Annotated in this window: 17 protein-coding genes, 1 pseudogene and 1 other annotated feature; of the genes and pseudogenes, 3 read left to right on the forward strand and 15 right to left on the reverse strand. The window is 45.8% G+C overall.

The window, feature by feature from the left end:
• Positions 1-79: 79 nt before the first annotated feature.
• A pseudogene (locus BXP28_RS24150) lies at positions 80-295 on the reverse strand (helix-turn-helix domain-containing protein).
• A gap of 268 nt (positions 296-563) precedes the next feature.
• On the opposite strand from BXP28_RS24150, the gene BXP28_RS08970 reads away from it, so the two are divergent.
• Together BXP28_RS08970 and BXP28_RS08975 are read left to right on the forward strand one after the other, a co-directional pair.
• Entirely contained in the window at positions 564-1,289 is a 726-nt protein-coding gene (locus tag BXP28_RS08970; RefSeq protein ID WP_023483881.1) for a helix-turn-helix domain-containing protein, read from the forward strand.
• 67 nt (positions 1,290-1,356) lie between these two features.
• On the forward strand, positions 1,357-2,589 hold the full coding sequence (locus BXP28_RS08975) for a tyrosine-type recombinase/integrase (RefSeq protein WP_023483880.1): 1,233 nt from the start codon (positions 1,357-1,359) through the stop codon (positions 2,587-2,589).
• Positions 2,590-2,600: 11 nt separating this feature from the next.
• On the opposite strand, the gene BXP28_RS08980 is transcribed toward BXP28_RS08975, so the two are convergent.
• The 4 genes from BXP28_RS08980 to BXP28_RS08995 form a co-directional block, all read right to left on the reverse strand.
• Positions 2,601-4,514, reverse strand: a complete 1,914-nt coding sequence (locus tag BXP28_RS08980) for a DNA internalization-related competence protein ComEC/Rec2 (RefSeq protein ID WP_051428029.1) — start codon at positions 4,512-4,514, stop codon at positions 2,601-2,603.
• A 74-nt stretch (positions 4,515-4,588) separates the two neighbouring features.
• Positions 4,589-5,083, reverse strand: coding sequence for a deoxycytidylate deaminase (locus BXP28_RS08985; protein ID WP_077585013.1), 495 nt, complete (start codon positions 5,081-5,083; stop codon positions 4,589-4,591).
• A gap of 25 nt (positions 5,084-5,108) precedes the next feature.
• Positions 5,109-6,401, reverse strand: coding sequence for a homocysteine synthase (locus tag BXP28_RS08990; RefSeq protein WP_036656460.1), 1,293 nt, complete (start codon positions 6,399-6,401; stop codon positions 5,109-5,111).
• Positions 6,402-6,499: 98 nt separating this feature from the next.
• Positions 6,500-7,033, reverse strand: a complete 534-nt coding sequence (locus BXP28_RS08995) for a ComEA family DNA-binding protein (RefSeq protein WP_023483876.1) — start codon at positions 7,031-7,033, stop codon at positions 6,500-6,502.
• 168 nt (positions 7,034-7,201) lie between these two features.
• On the opposite strand from BXP28_RS08995, the gene comER reads away from it, so the two are divergent.
• Positions 7,202-8,029 carry a late competence protein ComER gene (gene comER, locus BXP28_RS09000; protein WP_036656457.1) on the forward strand — a complete coding sequence of 276 codons (828 nt, stop codon included), beginning with the start codon at positions 7,202-7,204 and terminating at the stop codon, positions 8,027-8,029.
• 3 nt (positions 8,030-8,032) lie between these two features.
• Here comER and leuS read toward each other — a convergent pair whose 3' ends face one another.
• The 10 genes from leuS to BXP28_RS09050 all read right to left on the reverse strand — a co-directional run bounded on the left by leuS (position 8,033) and on the right by BXP28_RS09050 (position 17,178).
• A complete protein-coding gene (leuS, locus tag BXP28_RS09005) occupies positions 8,033-10,477 on the reverse strand; it encodes a leucine--tRNA ligase (protein ID WP_023483874.1) in 2,445 nt (814 codons plus the stop codon).
• A 161-nt stretch (positions 10,478-10,638) separates the two neighbouring features.
• Positions 10,639-10,884 (reverse strand) — a binding site (T-box leader).
• 58 nt (positions 10,885-10,942) lie between these two features.
• Complete coding sequence (locus BXP28_RS09010; protein ID WP_023483873.1) at positions 10,943-11,737, reverse strand: class I SAM-dependent DNA methyltransferase; 795 nt, start codon at positions 11,735-11,737, stop codon at positions 10,943-10,945.
• A gap of 1 nt (position 11,738) precedes the next feature.
• Positions 11,739-12,632, reverse strand: a complete 894-nt coding sequence (locus tag BXP28_RS09015; protein ID WP_023483872.1) for a CvfB family protein — start codon at positions 12,630-12,632, stop codon at positions 11,739-11,741.
• A complete protein-coding gene (gene rsfS, locus BXP28_RS09020; RefSeq protein WP_023483871.1) occupies positions 12,629-12,976 on the reverse strand; it encodes a ribosome silencing factor in 348 nt (115 codons plus the stop codon). Before rsfS ends, BXP28_RS09015 begins: the two co-directional genes overlap by 4 nt.
• Before the next feature lie 57 nt (positions 12,977-13,033).
• The gene (gene yqeK, locus BXP28_RS09025; RefSeq protein WP_023483870.1) at positions 13,034-13,612 is read right to left on the reverse strand and encodes a bis(5'-nucleosyl)-tetraphosphatase (symmetrical) YqeK; all 579 of its coding nucleotides are present in this window, start codon (positions 13,610-13,612) and stop codon (positions 13,034-13,036) included.
• Entirely contained in the window at positions 13,599-14,204 is a 606-nt protein-coding gene (locus BXP28_RS09030; protein WP_023483869.1) for a nicotinate-nucleotide adenylyltransferase, read from the reverse strand. Before BXP28_RS09030 ends, yqeK begins: the two co-directional genes overlap by 14 nt.
• A 49-nt stretch (positions 14,205-14,253) precedes the next feature.
• Entirely contained in the window at positions 14,254-14,544 is a 291-nt protein-coding gene (gene yhbY / locus BXP28_RS09035; RefSeq protein WP_023483868.1) for a ribosome assembly RNA-binding protein YhbY, read from the reverse strand.
• A gap of 13 nt (positions 14,545-14,557) precedes the next feature.
• Positions 14,558-15,418, reverse strand: a complete 861-nt coding sequence (gene aroE / locus BXP28_RS09040; protein ID WP_023483867.1) for a shikimate dehydrogenase — start codon at positions 15,416-15,418, stop codon at positions 14,558-14,560.
• A gap of 41 nt (positions 15,419-15,459) precedes the next feature.
• Positions 15,460-16,572: a ribosome biogenesis GTPase YqeH gene (yqeH, locus tag BXP28_RS09045; RefSeq protein WP_023483866.1), complete on the reverse strand. Its 1,113-nt coding sequence runs from the start codon at positions 16,570-16,572 to the stop codon at positions 15,460-15,462.
• A 108-nt stretch (positions 16,573-16,680) separates the two neighbouring features.
• On the reverse strand, positions 16,681-17,178 hold the full coding sequence (locus BXP28_RS09050; RefSeq protein ID WP_023483865.1) for a YqeG family HAD IIIA-type phosphatase: 498 nt from the start codon (positions 17,176-17,178) through the stop codon (positions 16,681-16,683).
• Between the last annotated feature and the right edge of the window lie 87 nt (positions 17,179-17,265).

The following is a 17,265-nucleotide window of genomic DNA, read 5'->3' on the forward strand; positions in this document are numbered from 1 at the left end:
ATACTCTGTAATCCTTTCATGAGCTATCTTCCAGTCGCCTGATGCCAAAAGTGCATTCACTTCTACGAAGTCAGTGGTCCTACAAACTTCCAAGAACGTAGTCAGCCGTTACTCCAAGTGCACCGGCGATTTTAAGAAGCGAATCAACACTCGGACAGTATCTTCCGTTTTCAACGTCACAAATTTACGTTCTCGACAACCCTGATTTAGTAGCAACTTGAGCCTGTGTTAGTCCTTTATTTTTACGAGCTTTTTTTACGGCTAAGCCTATCGCTTTTTTATTTGTCATATCCATCACCACCTTTATTAAAATGTAAAGTTATTCCGTCCTTACGCTTTCTATAATAAACTATACCTTTATTTAATGTAAAGTATAATATACCCCCTATTTTAGAGTTATTTGACCGTTTTCCGCCGAAATAATTAGAAAACTCCTTGTTTTATGTGCTTTTTACCACTTTTTCTAAGAATATCTTTCTTTTATCGCTTGAATACCTATCTTTTATTAGTTTATACTTGATAAATAAGATGGGTTGACCGTCATTTATGTGGGAGGTAGTATTATGAAAATCGGAGATAGGATAAAAAACATCAGAAAGGCATTGAGGTATACACAAAAGGAGGTAGCTGAGAACGCTGGTATTTCAAGGATGTATTTATCGGATGTGGAAAAAAATCGCTATAACCCTTCTCTTTCTGTTATTGAAAAGATTGCAGAAGCTATGGGTATTTCCGTGGATAGGTTAACAGGTGATTCAGTTAGTGCATTGATAGCTGAGCGGTTGGGGACCATGAACATGACTTATAACGAATTAGCGAAGAGAACAGGAACTACAATACGGTATTTGGAGGGGATAGATGATATTAAACCAGATGAAGGCGACTATGAAGTCGTTGGCAAAATCGCGGATGTCATCGGTCTTAATCCAGGAGTGTTAAGAGCAGCACTTGCCAGGCAAGAACCTCCTTTCCCTAATTATGACGAACCAAGTACTACGATAGAAAAGGATTCTAAGAATATCGATTTTGAGGTTAATATTGGAGCCAATTTTGACGAAACGTGTGATACAGAAAAACTAAAAAAAGAAGCTGGGGTCATTGGACAAGCTGACGAAGCTCTTAAATCCATAGGAACTACCGTTTTTGACATGGTTTTGGAGAGCTTAGAAGAAGAGGACGTACTAAAATTAGCTGCACGTACAATTGGATATACTGGCACCTTAACAAAAGAACAAATAGAACAAATAAAAATTGCAATGAAAATAATCCTCGCTAAAAACGATAGATAGCCATCCTGCCCCTGAGGCTGTTTAATATACACTTTAACAGAACATAGTTTGATAAGGAGGAAATAACGTGGCATCCATTGAAAAACGCGGCACTAATTCATGGCGGCTTGTTGTAGAGGTAGGTTACGATTCAAAAGGTAAACGTGTAAAAAGAACTAAAACCGTAAGAGTAGAAGACCAAGCTTTAATAAAAACAACCAAAAAGTTACGGGAGTTTCTAGAAACGGAGTTGCACAAGTTTAAAATTGAAGTTGAAGCTGGGGAGTACATTGTTCCACAAAAAATGACCTTAGATCAATTCGTTCAGGATGAATGGATTCCAAAATATGCATCAAAAACAGAAAACTTATCTCCTTTGACGTTTAGAAATTATGTATCACATTTTGATACTCACATTAGCCCATCTTTGGGTCATAAACATCTTGGAGATATAAAAACACTGCACGTTGTAACCTTTATTGATGATCTCGGTAAACCCGGGGCGCGTAAAGACGGGAAAGAAGGAAGGTTATCTAACGGGACTATTCAGTATATTTATCGTGTTCTGAAAAACATTCTGGAACGGGCGAAGGAATGGGGACTGATTAAAGTGAATCCAATTATAGGGGTGAAGAAACCTAAAGTAGGGCGACCGGAAATTCACTTTTATGATGAGGTTGAGGCACAGGAAGTAATCTCCGCGTTGGACAAAGAACCAAGAACATGGAGACTTTTCATTTTAGGGTCAATGATTGGTGGTTTCCGCCGAGGAGAATTATTGGCATTGGAGTGGACAGATGTCGATTTCGATAATATGACATTATCAATAAACAAGAGTATATCCTTGACGGTAGATGGACATGCGGTCGAAAAGGAACCTAAGTCTAAAAGTTCTATACGCATAGTTGATATGCCTGAATGGTATATGGATGAACTAAAAATACACAAGCATGAATGGAAAAAAGAAAAATTGTTCGTGGGCGACAAATGGCGTGGAGGTGACAAACAGTATGTATTTCACGCTGGATTCGGAAAACCTCTTTACCATACCTATCCTACTCAATGGTGGGGTGAATTTATCAAGCGACATAATTTGAAGCGTGTGCGATTCCATGACCTACGGCATTCCAGTGCCACCTTACTTATTGAGGCTGGAGCTTCGATGAAAGCCATACAAGAACGTTTAGGTCATTCTAAGCACCAGACAACTGCCGATATATACGCCCACATCACAAAGAAAGTCAGTCGAGAGACAGCAGAGAAGTTCGATAAATTCGCTCCTAAAAACCACGTCCCCAATTCGTCCCCAACCTATAATTAGTAACCAATTTTTTACAGAAAGGGAATTAAAAAAACCTTGTTATAATAGGGTTTTATACTTCCCCTTATCTTATGCATAACATTTATCATCCCCTCGATTAGGGGGATTCGTTTTTCCAAGATTGTGGAAAACAATTTTTCATTATCCGCATTTGCCTTGAATGTTCCGTTAAAAATGAACCTCTTGACAGGAATCTCCTCCACTACGGCCTGCAGCCCTTTGCTGTGATCCGTGTCCTGATGAGTTAAAATCACATAATCAAGCTGATGAATGCCTTTTTTCTTGAGCAGAGGAACCAGCAGTTTTTTGCCAACTTCGTAAGGATTTTTTCGTGTTTTCCACGCTTCGCCCGGTTTTTGGAATGTCATAGCCCCTCCCCCGTCCACGAGCAGCGTTGCGCCTCCTGAAGTACGGATCAACAAGCTGTCACCTTGACCCACATCAATCATGTTCACTGTAGCTGTTCTGGGAAAAAAAGCGGGGCCGTAGCCGGTGATCAGCAGAAGGGCAAAGGAAAGCAGGCAAAAGATCACAACTCTCAAAGCTTCGGCAGATGTACGAAACCAGACAAAGCGGCCAGCTTCAAACCGGAGGAAAGCATCCCGGGCTGAGGCCGCTTTTTTAACGCTTATCCACTGGTTTATTGCCCCATACAAAAGAATGGCAAGAGCTGAATAAGCCATTATCCACCAGAGGGAAGGTGACGGCCAGATGGTCACCCACCCCCCTGTCATGGTAAGAAAGGCAATCGTTTTAAAGGCCAGCCAATTACCTATCTCGGCAACCACGGCTGCAATCTTTCCAAGGGGAATCCAGATAATGCCTGCCGCCAAAGCGGCTAAACCCGCCGGAAAACTGATCATGCTGAATACGGGAACAAGCAAGGCATTCGCCAGCCAGGAAAGCAGGGAAAACTGATTAAAATAGTAGATGGTGACAGGAAAAGAAACGGCCTGGGCCACAAAAGTCATGGCAATGGTATTGCGTAAGGATACAGCCGGTATTGGCAGCAGTGTACTTACCCGGGGAACCAGGACGATCAGACCAATCGTGACCAGAAAGGATAGCTGGAACCCTATATCCAGCAAATACTCAGGCTCCCATACAAGCATGATCCATGCGACAAGCGCAACGGCATGAAGGGCATCACTTCGGATTCCTTTCCTCACTGCATGAAGGCCTACCATGCCCATAATTCCCGCCCGGACCGTTGAGGGGGCAGCTCCCGTAAGCAGCATATATAAAGGCAGAAACAAAATGCCGGTCAGAAGATAAAGTTCCCTCGACCATCCAAGCCGTTTCAATACCCAAAGCAAACTTCCAATAAATACGCCGACATGCAATCCGGAAATAGCCATGATATGAGTCAGCCCAAGATCCGAAAATTGTCCGTACTGTTCAAGATCTATCTCTTCTTTCCATCCGATCAGCATAGCTTTCATCAAACCCGTATATTCTGGCCGGAATAACTCGTTTATCCGGTTTTTAAGAAAATCACGCAATGCGTCATTCCATCTCAGCAGTTGAACAGGGCTCCACTGGAAAGGAACAGAAGAGACCTGGACACCTTCTGTTCCTTTGAGAGTGAGGAGCCAGTGAATGTGCTGCTGCCTCAGGTGGCTGCGATAGTCGAAGCCGCCGAAGTTGCGGGCAGCCCCCGGCTCCCGCAGCGTCCCGTGCAGCGCGAGCCTGTCCCCGCGCTTCCATGCGGCGGCCGTTTGCTGCTCCTCCTCACGGAGCAGCCTAACAGAAACCTGCACACGTTCATGCAGGTTGCCGCCGCTGCAGCCAAGGCGGCCATGATCAGGCTCGAGGCGGTGCCGAGCGAGCCGTCCGGCAGGCAGCGGGCGACGGCATAGCCCGCTGCCCATAACACCGCAAGCGCAACAATCGGGCGCTGTTTCATAAAAACCCCTTTCCTGCAAACAAAAAAAGAACCCCTTTTTGTGTAATACAAAAAGAGGTTCTTCCTCAAAATTGGTTTAATTGACTACTTCACTTACGGTACCAGCCGGGGTGTGTAGCCATCCAACTGCCTGAAAACCATACCCCGGCTCTGCATTAGCTCTGTTACTTTCTTCATATCCTTCGGATAGGGGCGATGATACACGATCTCAGTTGCTCCACTGTTGGCCAGCATATTTGCACACGTCCAGCAAGGCTGGTCCGTTACATAAACAGTGGCACCTTCCCGGTCTTCCCGGTCAGTGAAAAGCAGTAAATTTTGTTCCGCATGGATCGTACGGATACAGCGCTGCTTGCGGATCATTTCTTCCTTGCCGTCCACCACTTTCAGCTCATATTCCTCCACCAGCATACAACCGGCCTCCGAGCAGTCCGGAACTCCCATAGGTGCTCCGTTATAAGCGGTGCCCAGCAGTTTCTTTCCTTTAACCAGAACAGCACCTACATGTCTCCTGCTGCACTGGGAACGGGTCGATGCCATATAGGCGATGTCCATGAAATAAGTGTCCCAATCTTTTCGTTCTGTCATTGCAGTAAACTCCCGGCTGTAGATATTAGGCTTGACTTGCTTCAATGGCCTGTTTTAAATCAAATAGAATATCGTCGATAAATTCCGTGCCGATAGACAAACGGATCATTCCCGGAGTAACACCTGCAGACAACTGTTCTTCAGCGTTAAGCTGCAGGTGAGTAGTGCTTGCCGGGTGAATAATTAGAGACTTGGAATCTCCCACATTGGCTAAATGGGAGAACAGTTTTACAGAGTGAATCAGCTTTTTCCCTGCTTCAACGCCTCCTTTAATCTCAAACGTCAGGATGGCCCCCTGGCCCTTCGGTAAATATTTTTGGGCGAGATTGTAAGATTCATGACTTTCCAGTCCGGCGTAGCTTACCCATTCTACCGCTTCATGCCCTTCCAAAAACTGTGCGACCTGAAGAGCATTCCGGCTGTGTCTTTCCATGCGTAAATGAAGAGTCTCCAGTCCCTGAAGCAGAAGGAATGAGTTGAACGGAGAGATCGTTGCCCCCATGTCCCGCAACAGTTGCACCCTTGCTTTCGTGATATAAGCAATCGGGCCCACCGCCTCTGTGTAGACAAGTCCGTCATAGCTTGGATCAGGTTCAGTCAGTCCGGGAAATTTGCCGCTGGCTTTCCAGTCGAATTTCCCTCCGTCTACTATAATGCCCCCGATGGAAGTACCATGTCCTCCAATGAATTTGGTTGCGGAATGAACGACAATGTCGGCACCGTGTTCAATTGGCCGTAGAAGATAAGGGCTCGGGAACGTATTGTCTACAATCAGGGGAATCCCGTGCTCATGGGCAATGGCTGCCACTTTTTCAATATCCAGAACTTTCCCTTGAGGATTGCCTATGACTTCTGCAAAAATAGCTTTTGTTTTATTCGTGATCGCTTCTCTGAAATTATCCGGTTTTGAAACATCTACAAACCGGACACGAATCCCGAGTTTAGCCAGAGTATTAGAGAACAAATTATATGTACCGCCATAAAGACTGCTGGACGAAACAATCTCATCCCCTGAGCCGGCAATATTTAATATGGCATAAGTGATGGCAGCCTGACCTGAAGCCGTGGCGAGTGCAGCAGGGGCTCCTTCCAAAGCGGCTACACGTTTTTCAAATACATCTGTCGTCGGATTCATGATCCTGGTGTAAATATTTCCAAATTCCTTAAGTCCAAATAAATCCGCGGCATGGTCGGTATCCCGGAATCCGTATGAAGTCGTTTGATACAAGGGAACTGCCCTTGAAAGCGTACTTGAATCCAAATCCTGCCCTGCATGAACCGCAAGGGTTTCGAGCGCAAATTTACGTTCTTCCGTCATGACCATTCCTCCTCTTTCTTCCCACTAAAATTTATTTGAAGATTCAAACAGTTGCTTCCATTCTCTCACATTTATCCAGAATTGAAAAGAGAGAATGATCAGTTATTAAGACGCATATAAGGGATGAGCTTGGCCAGCATTTTCTCGCCGATTCCCTTTACCTCAAGCAATTCACGGATAGAACGAAAAGTGCCTTTCTGCTGCCTGTATGCCAGTATCGCCTTGGCTTTGCTTTTCCCTATTCCGGGAAGTTCTATCAGTTGCTGTTCCGTGGCTGTGTTTATATTGACTGTCTTTTTTCCTGCTTTGTTGCTTTCTTCCTTTGCCGGTACGGGATCTATAGTTGAAACTGGTGATGTTTCTGCAATCTGTCCCGCAGGCGAAGCTAAATCAGGTGATGGTGTTTTGCTTTCTTGCTGGACGGGCGAAGCTGAAGCTGTATTTCCCTGTGTCTCAGGCTGTTTTTGCCTTTGAAGCCTCCCTTCCATCTCTTTATTTAAGGACATCAACTGATGTCCTGCCGTACCGCTTGACGTTTTCCAAAATAACCAGGCCAAACTAATCATGATCATAAAACCTATACCGGCCGCCAGCCACTTTTTATCCAGCTTTACCTTCAATTCATAAACCATCCTTCCCTCTCGAATTGTATGTAATTGGCAAAAAAACATAACCCGAAGTACTGCTTAATAGGAGACCGTTCGTTGACATAATCCATTCTGACCGTACATATACATGAGAACAACGTTGACCCCATTTTCTTGATGATGCGTCGGACTAGGATGAGGAGGGAAGCCGTCATGAGAACGGGATTTATAGGTACAGGTAGTATGGGGAGCATCCTGGTAGAGGCGTTTGTTCGCTCAAAAGCGTTAAACCCGGACCAGATTATATTGGCGAACCGGACTATAAGTAAAGCCAGCAGTCTCGCTAATTCTTATCCAGGATTGAAGGTATCCCCTTCTAATAAAGAGCTGGTGAAACAAAGCGATGTTATTTTTATTTGTGTAAAGCCCCTTGAATATAAACAGGTGGTGGATGAGATTCAACAGGGACTTCACCCGTCTCAAACCGTTGTTTCCATCACAAGCGCCGTACTGCTGAAGCATTTGGAAAATCTGCTGACCTGCAAGATTATCAAAATGATTCCAAGCATTACGAATTACACATTAAGTGGTAGCGTCTTGTGCATGTATGGTCAACGAGTGCTTCCCGAGGATAAAGAGCAATTTGAAAACCTGATCAGCCAGATCGGCTCACCGGTTTGTGTAGAGGAGGAATATACGAGAGTAAGTTCAGACCTTGCGAGCTGCGGACCGGCTTTTCTCGCTTTTTTCCTGCAGAAATGGATTGATGCTGCGGTTGAAATGACAGGCATTCCGCCTGAACATGCCACAATTTTGGCGAATGAGATGACCCTTGGAACAGGCATGCTTCTGACCAGTGGAGGATTTACTCCTTTTGAACTGCAGAAGCGCGTGTCCGTTCCGGGCGGTATAACCGCCAAGGCCCTCCACATGATGGAAAGCGAGCTAGGGAATATATTCCACCAGCTCGTTCGCATCACTCATGATAAATATGAAGAGGATCTCGCAAAGGTAGAGTATCTCTTCAAAGAAAAACAGTAAAACTTAATTGGCTACAATGTTTACCAGCTTGCCGGGCACGGCGATCACTTTGCGGATCGTTTTGCCTTCGCAGGCTTGCTTCACTTTGTCCAGTCCCTTGGCGATAGACTCCATTTCGGCTTTGTCCGTATTCTGGGCAATCTTGATGCGTTCGACGATCTTGCCATTGACCTGTACTACGATCTCTACTTCATTCTCTACCGTCCAGGCTTCTTCATAAGAAGGCCAAGGCTCGTAAGAAACTGTACTTTCCCCGCCCAGTTTTTCCCATAACTCTTCAGCTATGTGAGGGGCAATCGGAGACAGCATTTGGACAAAATCCTTCATGGCTTCGTACGGCAGCACATCGGTTTTGTACGCTTCATTGACAAAAATCATCAATTGGCTGATCGCCGTATTAAAACGCAAAGCTTCCATATCTTCGGTTACTTTCTTGACGGTTTTATGCCAAACCCGCTTGAAGGAATCACTTCCGTTCTTCTCCGTTTTACTGATCTTCCCGCTTAGTTCCCCGCTGTCATTTATGAAAAGTCTCCAGATACGGTTTAAGAAACGGTGAGCCCCTTCTACCCCGTTGGTATTCCATGGCTTTGTCACTTCAAGAGGTCCCATGAACATTTCGTACAGGCGAAGAGTATCCGCACCGTATTCATCCACGATGACATCAGGGTTTACCACATTACCGCGTGATTTGCTCATTTTCTCCATGTTTTCACCCAGGATCATGCCTTGGTTAACGAGTTTATGGAACGGCTCCTTCGTTGTGACTATACCAAGATCATACAGAACCTTGTGCCAGAAACGGGCATAAAGCAGATGAAGAACAGCGTGCTCGACTCCTCCAATGTAGAGGTCTACAGGAAGCCATTCCATCTGCTTCTCAAAAGAACAAAGCTCCTTGTCGTTATGAGGATCAATATACCGCAAATAATACCAGCAGCTTCCTGCCCATTGCGGCATTGTATTGGTCTCGCGCCGTGCTTTCATACCGGTCTCCGGGTCCACCATATTTACCCAATCCGTCACATTGGCCAGTGGAGATTCACCCGTACCGGACGGTTTGATGTGATCCACATCAGGAAGAAGCAGAGGAAGCTGATCCTCCGGAACAGTTTTTATGGTGCCGTCTTCCAGATGAAGAATAGGAATCGGCTCTCCCCAGTAACGCTGGCGGCTGAACAGCCAGTCTCTAAGCCGGTAGGTTACTTTCTCCCGTCCTTTGCCCTCTTTCTCGAGCCATTCAATCATGCGGGCAATGCCCTCTTCTTTATTCAAACTATCTAGGAATCCGGAATTAATGTGCAATCCGTCACCATCAAAGGCTTCTTTTTCCACATCTCCGCCTTCCAGCACTTCAATGATCGGCAGATCATATTGTTTCGCAAATTCCCAGTCCCGCTGGTCATGGGCCGGTACAGCCATAATGGCTCCGGTGCCGTAGCTGGATAATACGTAATCAGCAATCCAAATCGGCAGCTTGGCACCATTGACCGGATTAATCGCATAGGCTCCGGTAAATACTCCGGTTTTATCTTTAGCCAAATCAGTACGCTCCAAGTCACTCTTTCGGGCTGCTTTCTCCTGATAGTCACGCACTGCTTTCTGCTGGTCTCTGGTTGTAATAACCTTGATAAGTTCATGTTCTGGAGCAAGTACACAATAGGTAGCCCCAAACAGAGTGTCAGGACGCGTTGTAAAGACGGTTATCTTCCGGTCATGGCCCTCAATGTCAAAGGTAACTTCCGCCCCCTTGGATTTCCCGATCCAATTCCGCTGCATATCTTTAAGGCTCTCAGGCCAGTCCAGTTCCTCCAGATCATCCAGCAAACGCTCCGCATATTCCGTGATTTTAAGTACCCACTGTCGCATCGGTTTACGGATAACCGGATGGCCTCCACGCTCGCTTTTTCCGTCAATGACCTCTTCATTAGCCAATACCGTACCAAGAGCTTCACACCAGTTGACAGGTATCTCGTCCACATAAGCCAGACCCTTTTTGTAAAGTTGAATAAAAATCCATTGGGTCCATTTATAGTAATTCGGATCGGTTGTGCTTATTTCGCGATCCCAATCATAGGAAAATCCGAGTGATTTAATTTGTCTGCGAAACGTATTGATGTTTTTAACCGTAATATCACGCGGGTGTTCTCCGGTATCCAGCGCATGCTGCTCGGCGGGAAGGCCGAAAGCATCCCATCCCATCGGATGAAGGACATTGTAGCCTCTCATTCGTTTGTAGCGGGATAAAATATCCGTAGCCGTGTACCCTTCAGGGTGACCCACGTGCAGACCTGCTCCGGAAGGATAAGGGAACATATCCAGGGCATAAAATTTCGGTTTACCGGACTGTTCCTCTGTCCTGAATGTTTTGTTTTCCTCCCAATATGCCTGCCATTTCGGCTCTATGACATTCGGATTGTAGCCATTTTGTTCTTTGCTGTGCGCCATCGTTGTCTTCCTCCTTTATGAAATCCAAGCAATAACAAGGTTGAGGAAACGGCTCAACCGTCTTAAAAGACAGGAGGCGTTTCCAATTGTGAAAGGTCGGGTCTTCATGCATCTCCCCTTTATTTCTATGAAGCAAAAAACCTCCCGCCCTAGCTGGATTAGCTAGGGACGAGAGGCCTGTGTTTCCCGTGGTACCACCCTAGTTGACACGGAGCATGCTTTGCCCATGTCCACTCTGCCCTGTAACGCAGGGTAGCGTTCCGGCTAAGTACCTGCCTCAACAAAGGCAGTGTCTTCACCATCAAGCTCAAAGGTGAGTTCGTCTGGAGCACCTGTCTGCTTACACTGACCGCAGACTCTCTGGAAAAAGATGCTTGCCAGCTACTATTCCTTCTCTTCGCCAGTCCTATATACTTAGGGAAATTATAGAAAAATCAAGCCTCTTTGTCAAGCCGGGGACTTCTTTCACGGTTTTTGGGCCGCCACAAACAGCCTCCGGGTCTCCTCTGAATAGGATCCCCACTCAAAATCGCCTCCCAGAAGAAGGTTCACAAATCCTGTCTGCCTCAGAGCTTGCAGTATCCAATCCGTTCTGTAAGCCCTCTGCCGGTGGGTCTCAGTAATTTTCACATACAAAGGCAAAGCTCCATGTTCTTTCTGCTGCTCTCCCCTTGCTCCTTCCTTCCGTACAAAAAGACTCAAATTATGAGTAATCAGGCCTTTGGCGCCATCATATTCAGAGCTCCAAATATAGGATACGTCTTCATCGTCAAGCATGAACGGCTGTTCTTCCATATAATCCTCAAATTGCCGGATCGTATGAACATCAAAAAGAAGAGCCCCTCCGCTTTGCAGTCCTTCAAAACACCGCCGGAATGTCTCAAGAAGTTCCTCTTCCTTCAGCAAATAGCTGAAACAGTCACAAAAAGAAATAACGGAATCCACTTGATCGGGCAGTGTCCATTTTCTCATGTCCTGCCGGCTCCATGTAAGCAAGGAACGGGGACTTTTGCCAAAAGCAATTTCCCCTTTGCATGCCGCAATAGCGAGCATTTCCTCCGAAATATCTATACCCGTTATCCGGTAACCGGATGAAGCAAGGGGAATCGTTATATTTCCCGTCCCACACCCTAAATCGACGATATGGCAGGGATGAATACAGTAATGGTTCCAGGCCTCTTGGGCAAGGCTCACCCATTCAGCATAGGGCATATCATCCATCAGCCGGTCGTAGACAGCGGCCATTTTTCCGTAAGCCATGCTATTTCTCATCCGGGGAACCCTTCAGATAAGTCCAATTTTCCTTTTGATAAACGTGACCTACGTTCATCAGCTTACCGAGTGCCCTTTTAAAAGCGGACTTGCTCATTTGAAAACGGCTGCTTATGATATCTGCAGGAGTCTGGTCCGAATAGGGCATGGCTCCATTAGGGCGTTCTTTCAGGTAGGATAGCAAAATTTCGGCATCGGTTTCGCGTCCTTTTTCCTTGGGTTCTCTCATGGAAAGGTTTACACGGCCGTCCTCCTCCCGGACAAAGGTAACCCGGAGTTCAACTTCTTCCCCCATTCTTAGCTGATGAATCCGTTCCTGGGAAGGAAGGAATCCAATGACCCCAAATCCGACTACCCCGCCATCACAAACTACAAAAGTACCCATTTTCAGCGGCTTATACACGCGGGCCTGAACGCGGGTATTCTTCCATGAAGCCGGAGCCCTGAAACAGAGGGGAGCAAGATCTTTTTCCGTTGCCGCTTTGGCAATCAAACGTCCCTGTTTGTCCAGATCCATTTTAACAAAAACCTTATCCCCTACATGGGGTCTCAACTCCGGGGCATCCGGCATTTCCCGTACCGGGAGCAGCAGATTGCGTCCCAGTCCCATCTCCAAAAAAGCCCCGAATCTCGGGTGACGATCCACCACTTCCAGAAGGCCTACTTCTCCAAGGAGGATATCCGGACGCTTCATTGTAGCAGACAGGCGGTTTTCCGTATCGTGGTATAAAAACACTTCCACCTGATCCCCAACCTTGATTTCTCCGGTAATTTCACTGTAATGCAGCAGAACATCCTGATTGCCATTGGTCAGGAAATATCCATAAGGAGATACTTCCCTTGCTATTTCCAAAGAAATGATCATTCCTGCATGCAAATTCATACCCGCTCCACTACTTTCGCATCGGACCAAAGGCGTTCAATGTTGTAATACTCCCTCTCGTCCCTATGGAATACGTGGAGAATTACATCACCCAGATCGATCAATACCCAGCGGGCATTATCAAACCCTTCCAATCCTTTTACAGGTATCCCCAGCTCATCGGCCAATTTTTTGGCTTCAGTGGCGATAGCCTGTACTTGTGTATCGGAATTCCCGTGGCAAATTACGAAATAATCCGCAATCAGGGAGATTCCTCTCAGATCCAGAGTCACCACATCCATCGCTTTTTTATCTTCTACGGCTTGAACCAACCTGGTCATAACCTTTTCCGGAGTTACACTCATTCCATCATCCTCCTAATAATTCACTGTTGTATTTATCACTTTATCACATATAAGCATTCATGAACTGCTCTTTCCTCTTATTTCATCCAGCAAACTGTTGCGGGTAAGCACGGTCAGCGGATAGATCTTTTTACCCTGCTGAATGAGAAAGGATATCGTGGAATCAAAACCGGCGATCAGCGCCTCTTCCAAGCTGGTTTCCGCCAGCTTTCGGATTTTGTCCACCCCGGGAAAATCTCTCCCCGGTTCCATATAATCGGCCAGACAAATTATTTTTTCAAGCTTGCTCATTTGCTCTCTTCCTGAAGTATGAAACCGGATGGCATTCAGAATGTCTTCATCTTTTATGCCAAAACGGATTTCCGCCACATAAGCCCCCGCATGAGAATGCAGAAGCTGTTTGTCATAATGAAGCAAATCCTGTGGGAGATTATTCTCCCTGATAATGGCTTCCTGATCCTGAATCGTCCAATATTTGCAGACATCGTGAAGAATGGCCGCAAGATCAGCTTTGTCCTTGTCTTCCCCAAAACGTCCAGCAAGTATGACAGCCGTATCCCGAACACCAAGGGTATGCTTCCACCTTCGCTCAGGCATCTGCTCCTTAACAGCCTCTATAATTTCAGTCCGGTTCATAAAGCCCCATCCCTTTCATATGTTGATAGACAGAGTCCGGTACCAGGAAACGAACGGAATCTTTCCGTTTAATCCGTTGTCTTATCTGAGTGGATGAAATATCCAGCAGAGGCATAGGAACTATCGTTACCGCCTGCCTCAGGTCTGCAGGAAGTATGGAAAGATCATCCGAAAAGCCCGGCCTCCTGAGTCCGATAAAGGTAATCATCCGTGCCAGTTCATTAATTTTGTGCCATTTGGGCAAATATTCAACCATATCGGCTCCAATAATATATGAAAACTTGCTGTCCGGGTACATTCTCTTCAGTTCACAAACGGTATCATAGCTGTACGAAACCCCGCCCTTTTGCATTTCATAATCACAGGAACGAAAGTAGTTTACAGGCTCCACAGCCAACCTCACCATTTCCATTCTTTCCTCTGGAGAAGCTTCCGGGGCATGGGACTTATGAGGAGGTACATAGACAGGCATAAACCATACTTCATCCAGAACTGCTCCATGTTTGGCGCTTTCCGCGGCTACCAGATGGCCGGTATGGATCGGATCAAAGGTACCGCCCATGATGCCGATTCGCTTATAATATCCGCCCATCTTATCCCCCCTTTAAAGGATCTTTCCCGGCGAAATTTCTCTTTACGTTTTAAGGAAGTTCAATTTCCTTATGGTTCACCGATTCTTTATACAGGACAATCGTTTTTCCGATGACCTGAACCAATTCCGCTCCGGAGCGCCCGGAAATTTCCTGCGCAAGTTCATTCCTGTCCTCATCATTGTTATTCAAAATAGAAACCTTGATCAGTTCTCTTGTTTCCAGGGCTTCTTTAATATGGGTAATCAGTTGATCATTAACCCCTCCTTTACCAATTTGAAAAATAGGATTCAGGTGATGGGCCATTGAACGTAAATATCTTTTTTGTTTTCCTGTCAGCATTAGTCTAGATTCCTCAATTCAGTTTTAATGATTGAAGTACCGCTTCTCTCATTGCTTGAACCGGAGCTTTTTGGCAGGTCCAATACTCAAAGGCGTAAGCCCCCTGGTAAATGAACATGCCAAGTCCGCTGTGGACAATGGCTCCAAGTTTGGATGCCTGTTTGAGAAAGGCGGTTTTCATAGGATTATAAATAAGGTCACTGGCTACAAATCCTGGTGGTACTGCAGTAAGTGTATATGGAACTTCATCTTCATTCGGGGCCATGCCTGCCGAAGTGGTATTCACAATCAAATGTACATTATCCATAAGATTTCCAATTTCGCTGAGCCCCATGCCTTTCGTTTTGGTATACGGGGAAAGAAAAGAGGCCAGCTGCTCCGCTTTTTCCACTGTCCGGTTGGCTATGCAAATACAGGCAGCCCCAGATTTAGCCAGAGCGTAGGCAACGCCACGCGCAGCGCCCCCGGCTCCAAGCAGCAGGATCGTTTTTCCTGAAGGATCAAAACCGGTTTCTTCCTTTAAGGCTCTCACATAGCCAATCCCGTCGGTATTGTACCCGGTCAGTTTCCCATTTTCATTGATAATCGTATTTACAGCACCAATCATTGTGGCACTTTCATCCACATCATCCAGATAGCGTATTACTTCTACTTTGTGGGGGATTGTCACATTTAGACCCCCAACCTGTACTGCCCTGAGACCGGCAATGGCTTTCCCCAGGTCATCCGGTTGAACATGAAAGGCGGTATATATTCCGTTAAAACCCGTTTCCCGAAAAGCCCGGTTCATCATCACCGGTGATTTAGAATGGAAGACAGGATTTCCCATAACACCAAACAGTCTGGTCTGGCTGTCAATTTGCCAGCTTGTCATAACGGTTTCCCCCTCCGGCTGTAAAATTTCGGTTGTCTCAGTTATATTAGAGACTCTCTTACGATAACCTTAATGCCTTTGGGAGCATGCACTATCAGATCTGCCCCAAAGGTTCCGTTTACTTTTATCCATCCTAGCCCGGAAATAACGACATCATTTTTTTTGCCCTTTGGAATCCTTATAGAATGGTTAACCAGAGGAGGCATATGAACCAGCTCTTCATTGGTTGGAGGAGCGAGCATTTCGCCCTTGTGCCCAGCAAATAGTTCGTCTGCTTTTTCTATTTTTGTCCGGTGGATCTTGATCGAATTGGATATAAAACATGTAAAGGATTGGCGTTCGCCTGCCGTAAAATCCATCCGGGCAAAAGCTCCGAAGAATAAAGTCTGTCCATCATTAAGTTGATAAACAGCCGGCTTGACCGGTTTGTCTGGCATAAGGGCTTTTAATGTTCTTTTAGATACAATTTCCGTCATCCGGTGCGAATAAACAATTCCGGGTGTATCAATAATGAATGTCCCGTCTTCCAGAGGAATTTTAACAACATCCAATGTCGTTCCCGGGTATTGTGAAGTGGTAAGTTCCGACTCTAAATCGCTGTAATCCCGGATTAAACGGTTGATCAGGCTGGACTTTCCTACATTTGCAGCTCCTACCACATAGATATCTCCGTCATTTTTATATTTCTGCAGAGCGGAAAGCACCCGATCAAATCCGGTATTTTTCTTAGCGCTGCACAGCACCACATCCACTACTTTAAGTCCTAATTCCTTCGCCTGCTTTTGCACCCAGTTTACAATTTTATTTAAATTCGTCACTTTGGGAAGCAGATCGATTTTATTTACAACGAGTAAAATAGGATTTCTTCCGACAAATCGTGGAAGGGCACTGATCAGACTGCCCTCAAAATCAAAGATGTCGATAATATGTACGACAAGAGAACGGGTGTATCCGATATTGCCAAGAAGTTTCAAAAAATCATCCTGCTCCAGGGTAATCGCAGAGGCTTCATTATAATGTTTGATCCGGTAGCAGCGCTGGCAGATAACAGGTTCCTTCTGAAACGCCTCCACAGGGGTATAACCCAGTTTACCGGGGTCTTCAATTTGTAGTCTGATTCCGCACCCAGAACATTTTAATACTTCTTTGTTCATAAATCCTCCTTAAGTTTTTGCGCCAGCAAAAAAACTTGATTGCATCTACTTTCTATCTCAAGGCCATGCCAAGAAAGCGGAGCCCGACTAGATAGTCAGGTTCCGCCATTACTGATGATCTTTCATAAAAATGCGGGCTATTTTTTCAATTCTTCTGTTAATCCTCGTAAAGAAGCCTTCATCCGCAAGTGAAATAGGCTGAACTAAAATCGTGTACAGGCCCAAACGGTTCCCGCCAAGTACGTCCGTCAAAAGCTGATCCCCAATAACCGAAGTCTGCTCCGGTCGAAGATTCATCATCTTCAGGGCCCTGTGAAAGGCCACATTACGCGGTTTTCGTGCGGCAAAAATAAACGGAATAGAGAGCGGAGCGGCAAATGTGGATACTCTCATTTCACGGTTATTGGAAACAATGACGACTTGAAACCCTAATTGTTTGACATGTCCCAGCCAATCTGCCAATTCCGGTGTGGCATGAGGATCTTTGGCTCCGACCAAGGTATTATCCAAATCCGTGATAATCCCGCGGATTCCTTGCCTCCAAAGCTTCTCCAGATCAATCTGGTAAATGCTTTGTACGGAAAGCCGCGGTACTAGCTTTTTCATTCAACCTTTCACCCCAAGCATGATGCTAATCTATACGAAACTATACCACAGTTGTTCAATTTGTTGCAAAGCAAACCGAAACAGTGT

The organism is Paenibacillus larvae subsp. larvae, assembly GCF_002003265.1.
In the GTDB taxonomy this organism is placed as follows: Bacteria; Bacillota; Bacilli; order Paenibacillales; family NBRC-103111; genus Paenibacillus_H; species Paenibacillus_H larvae.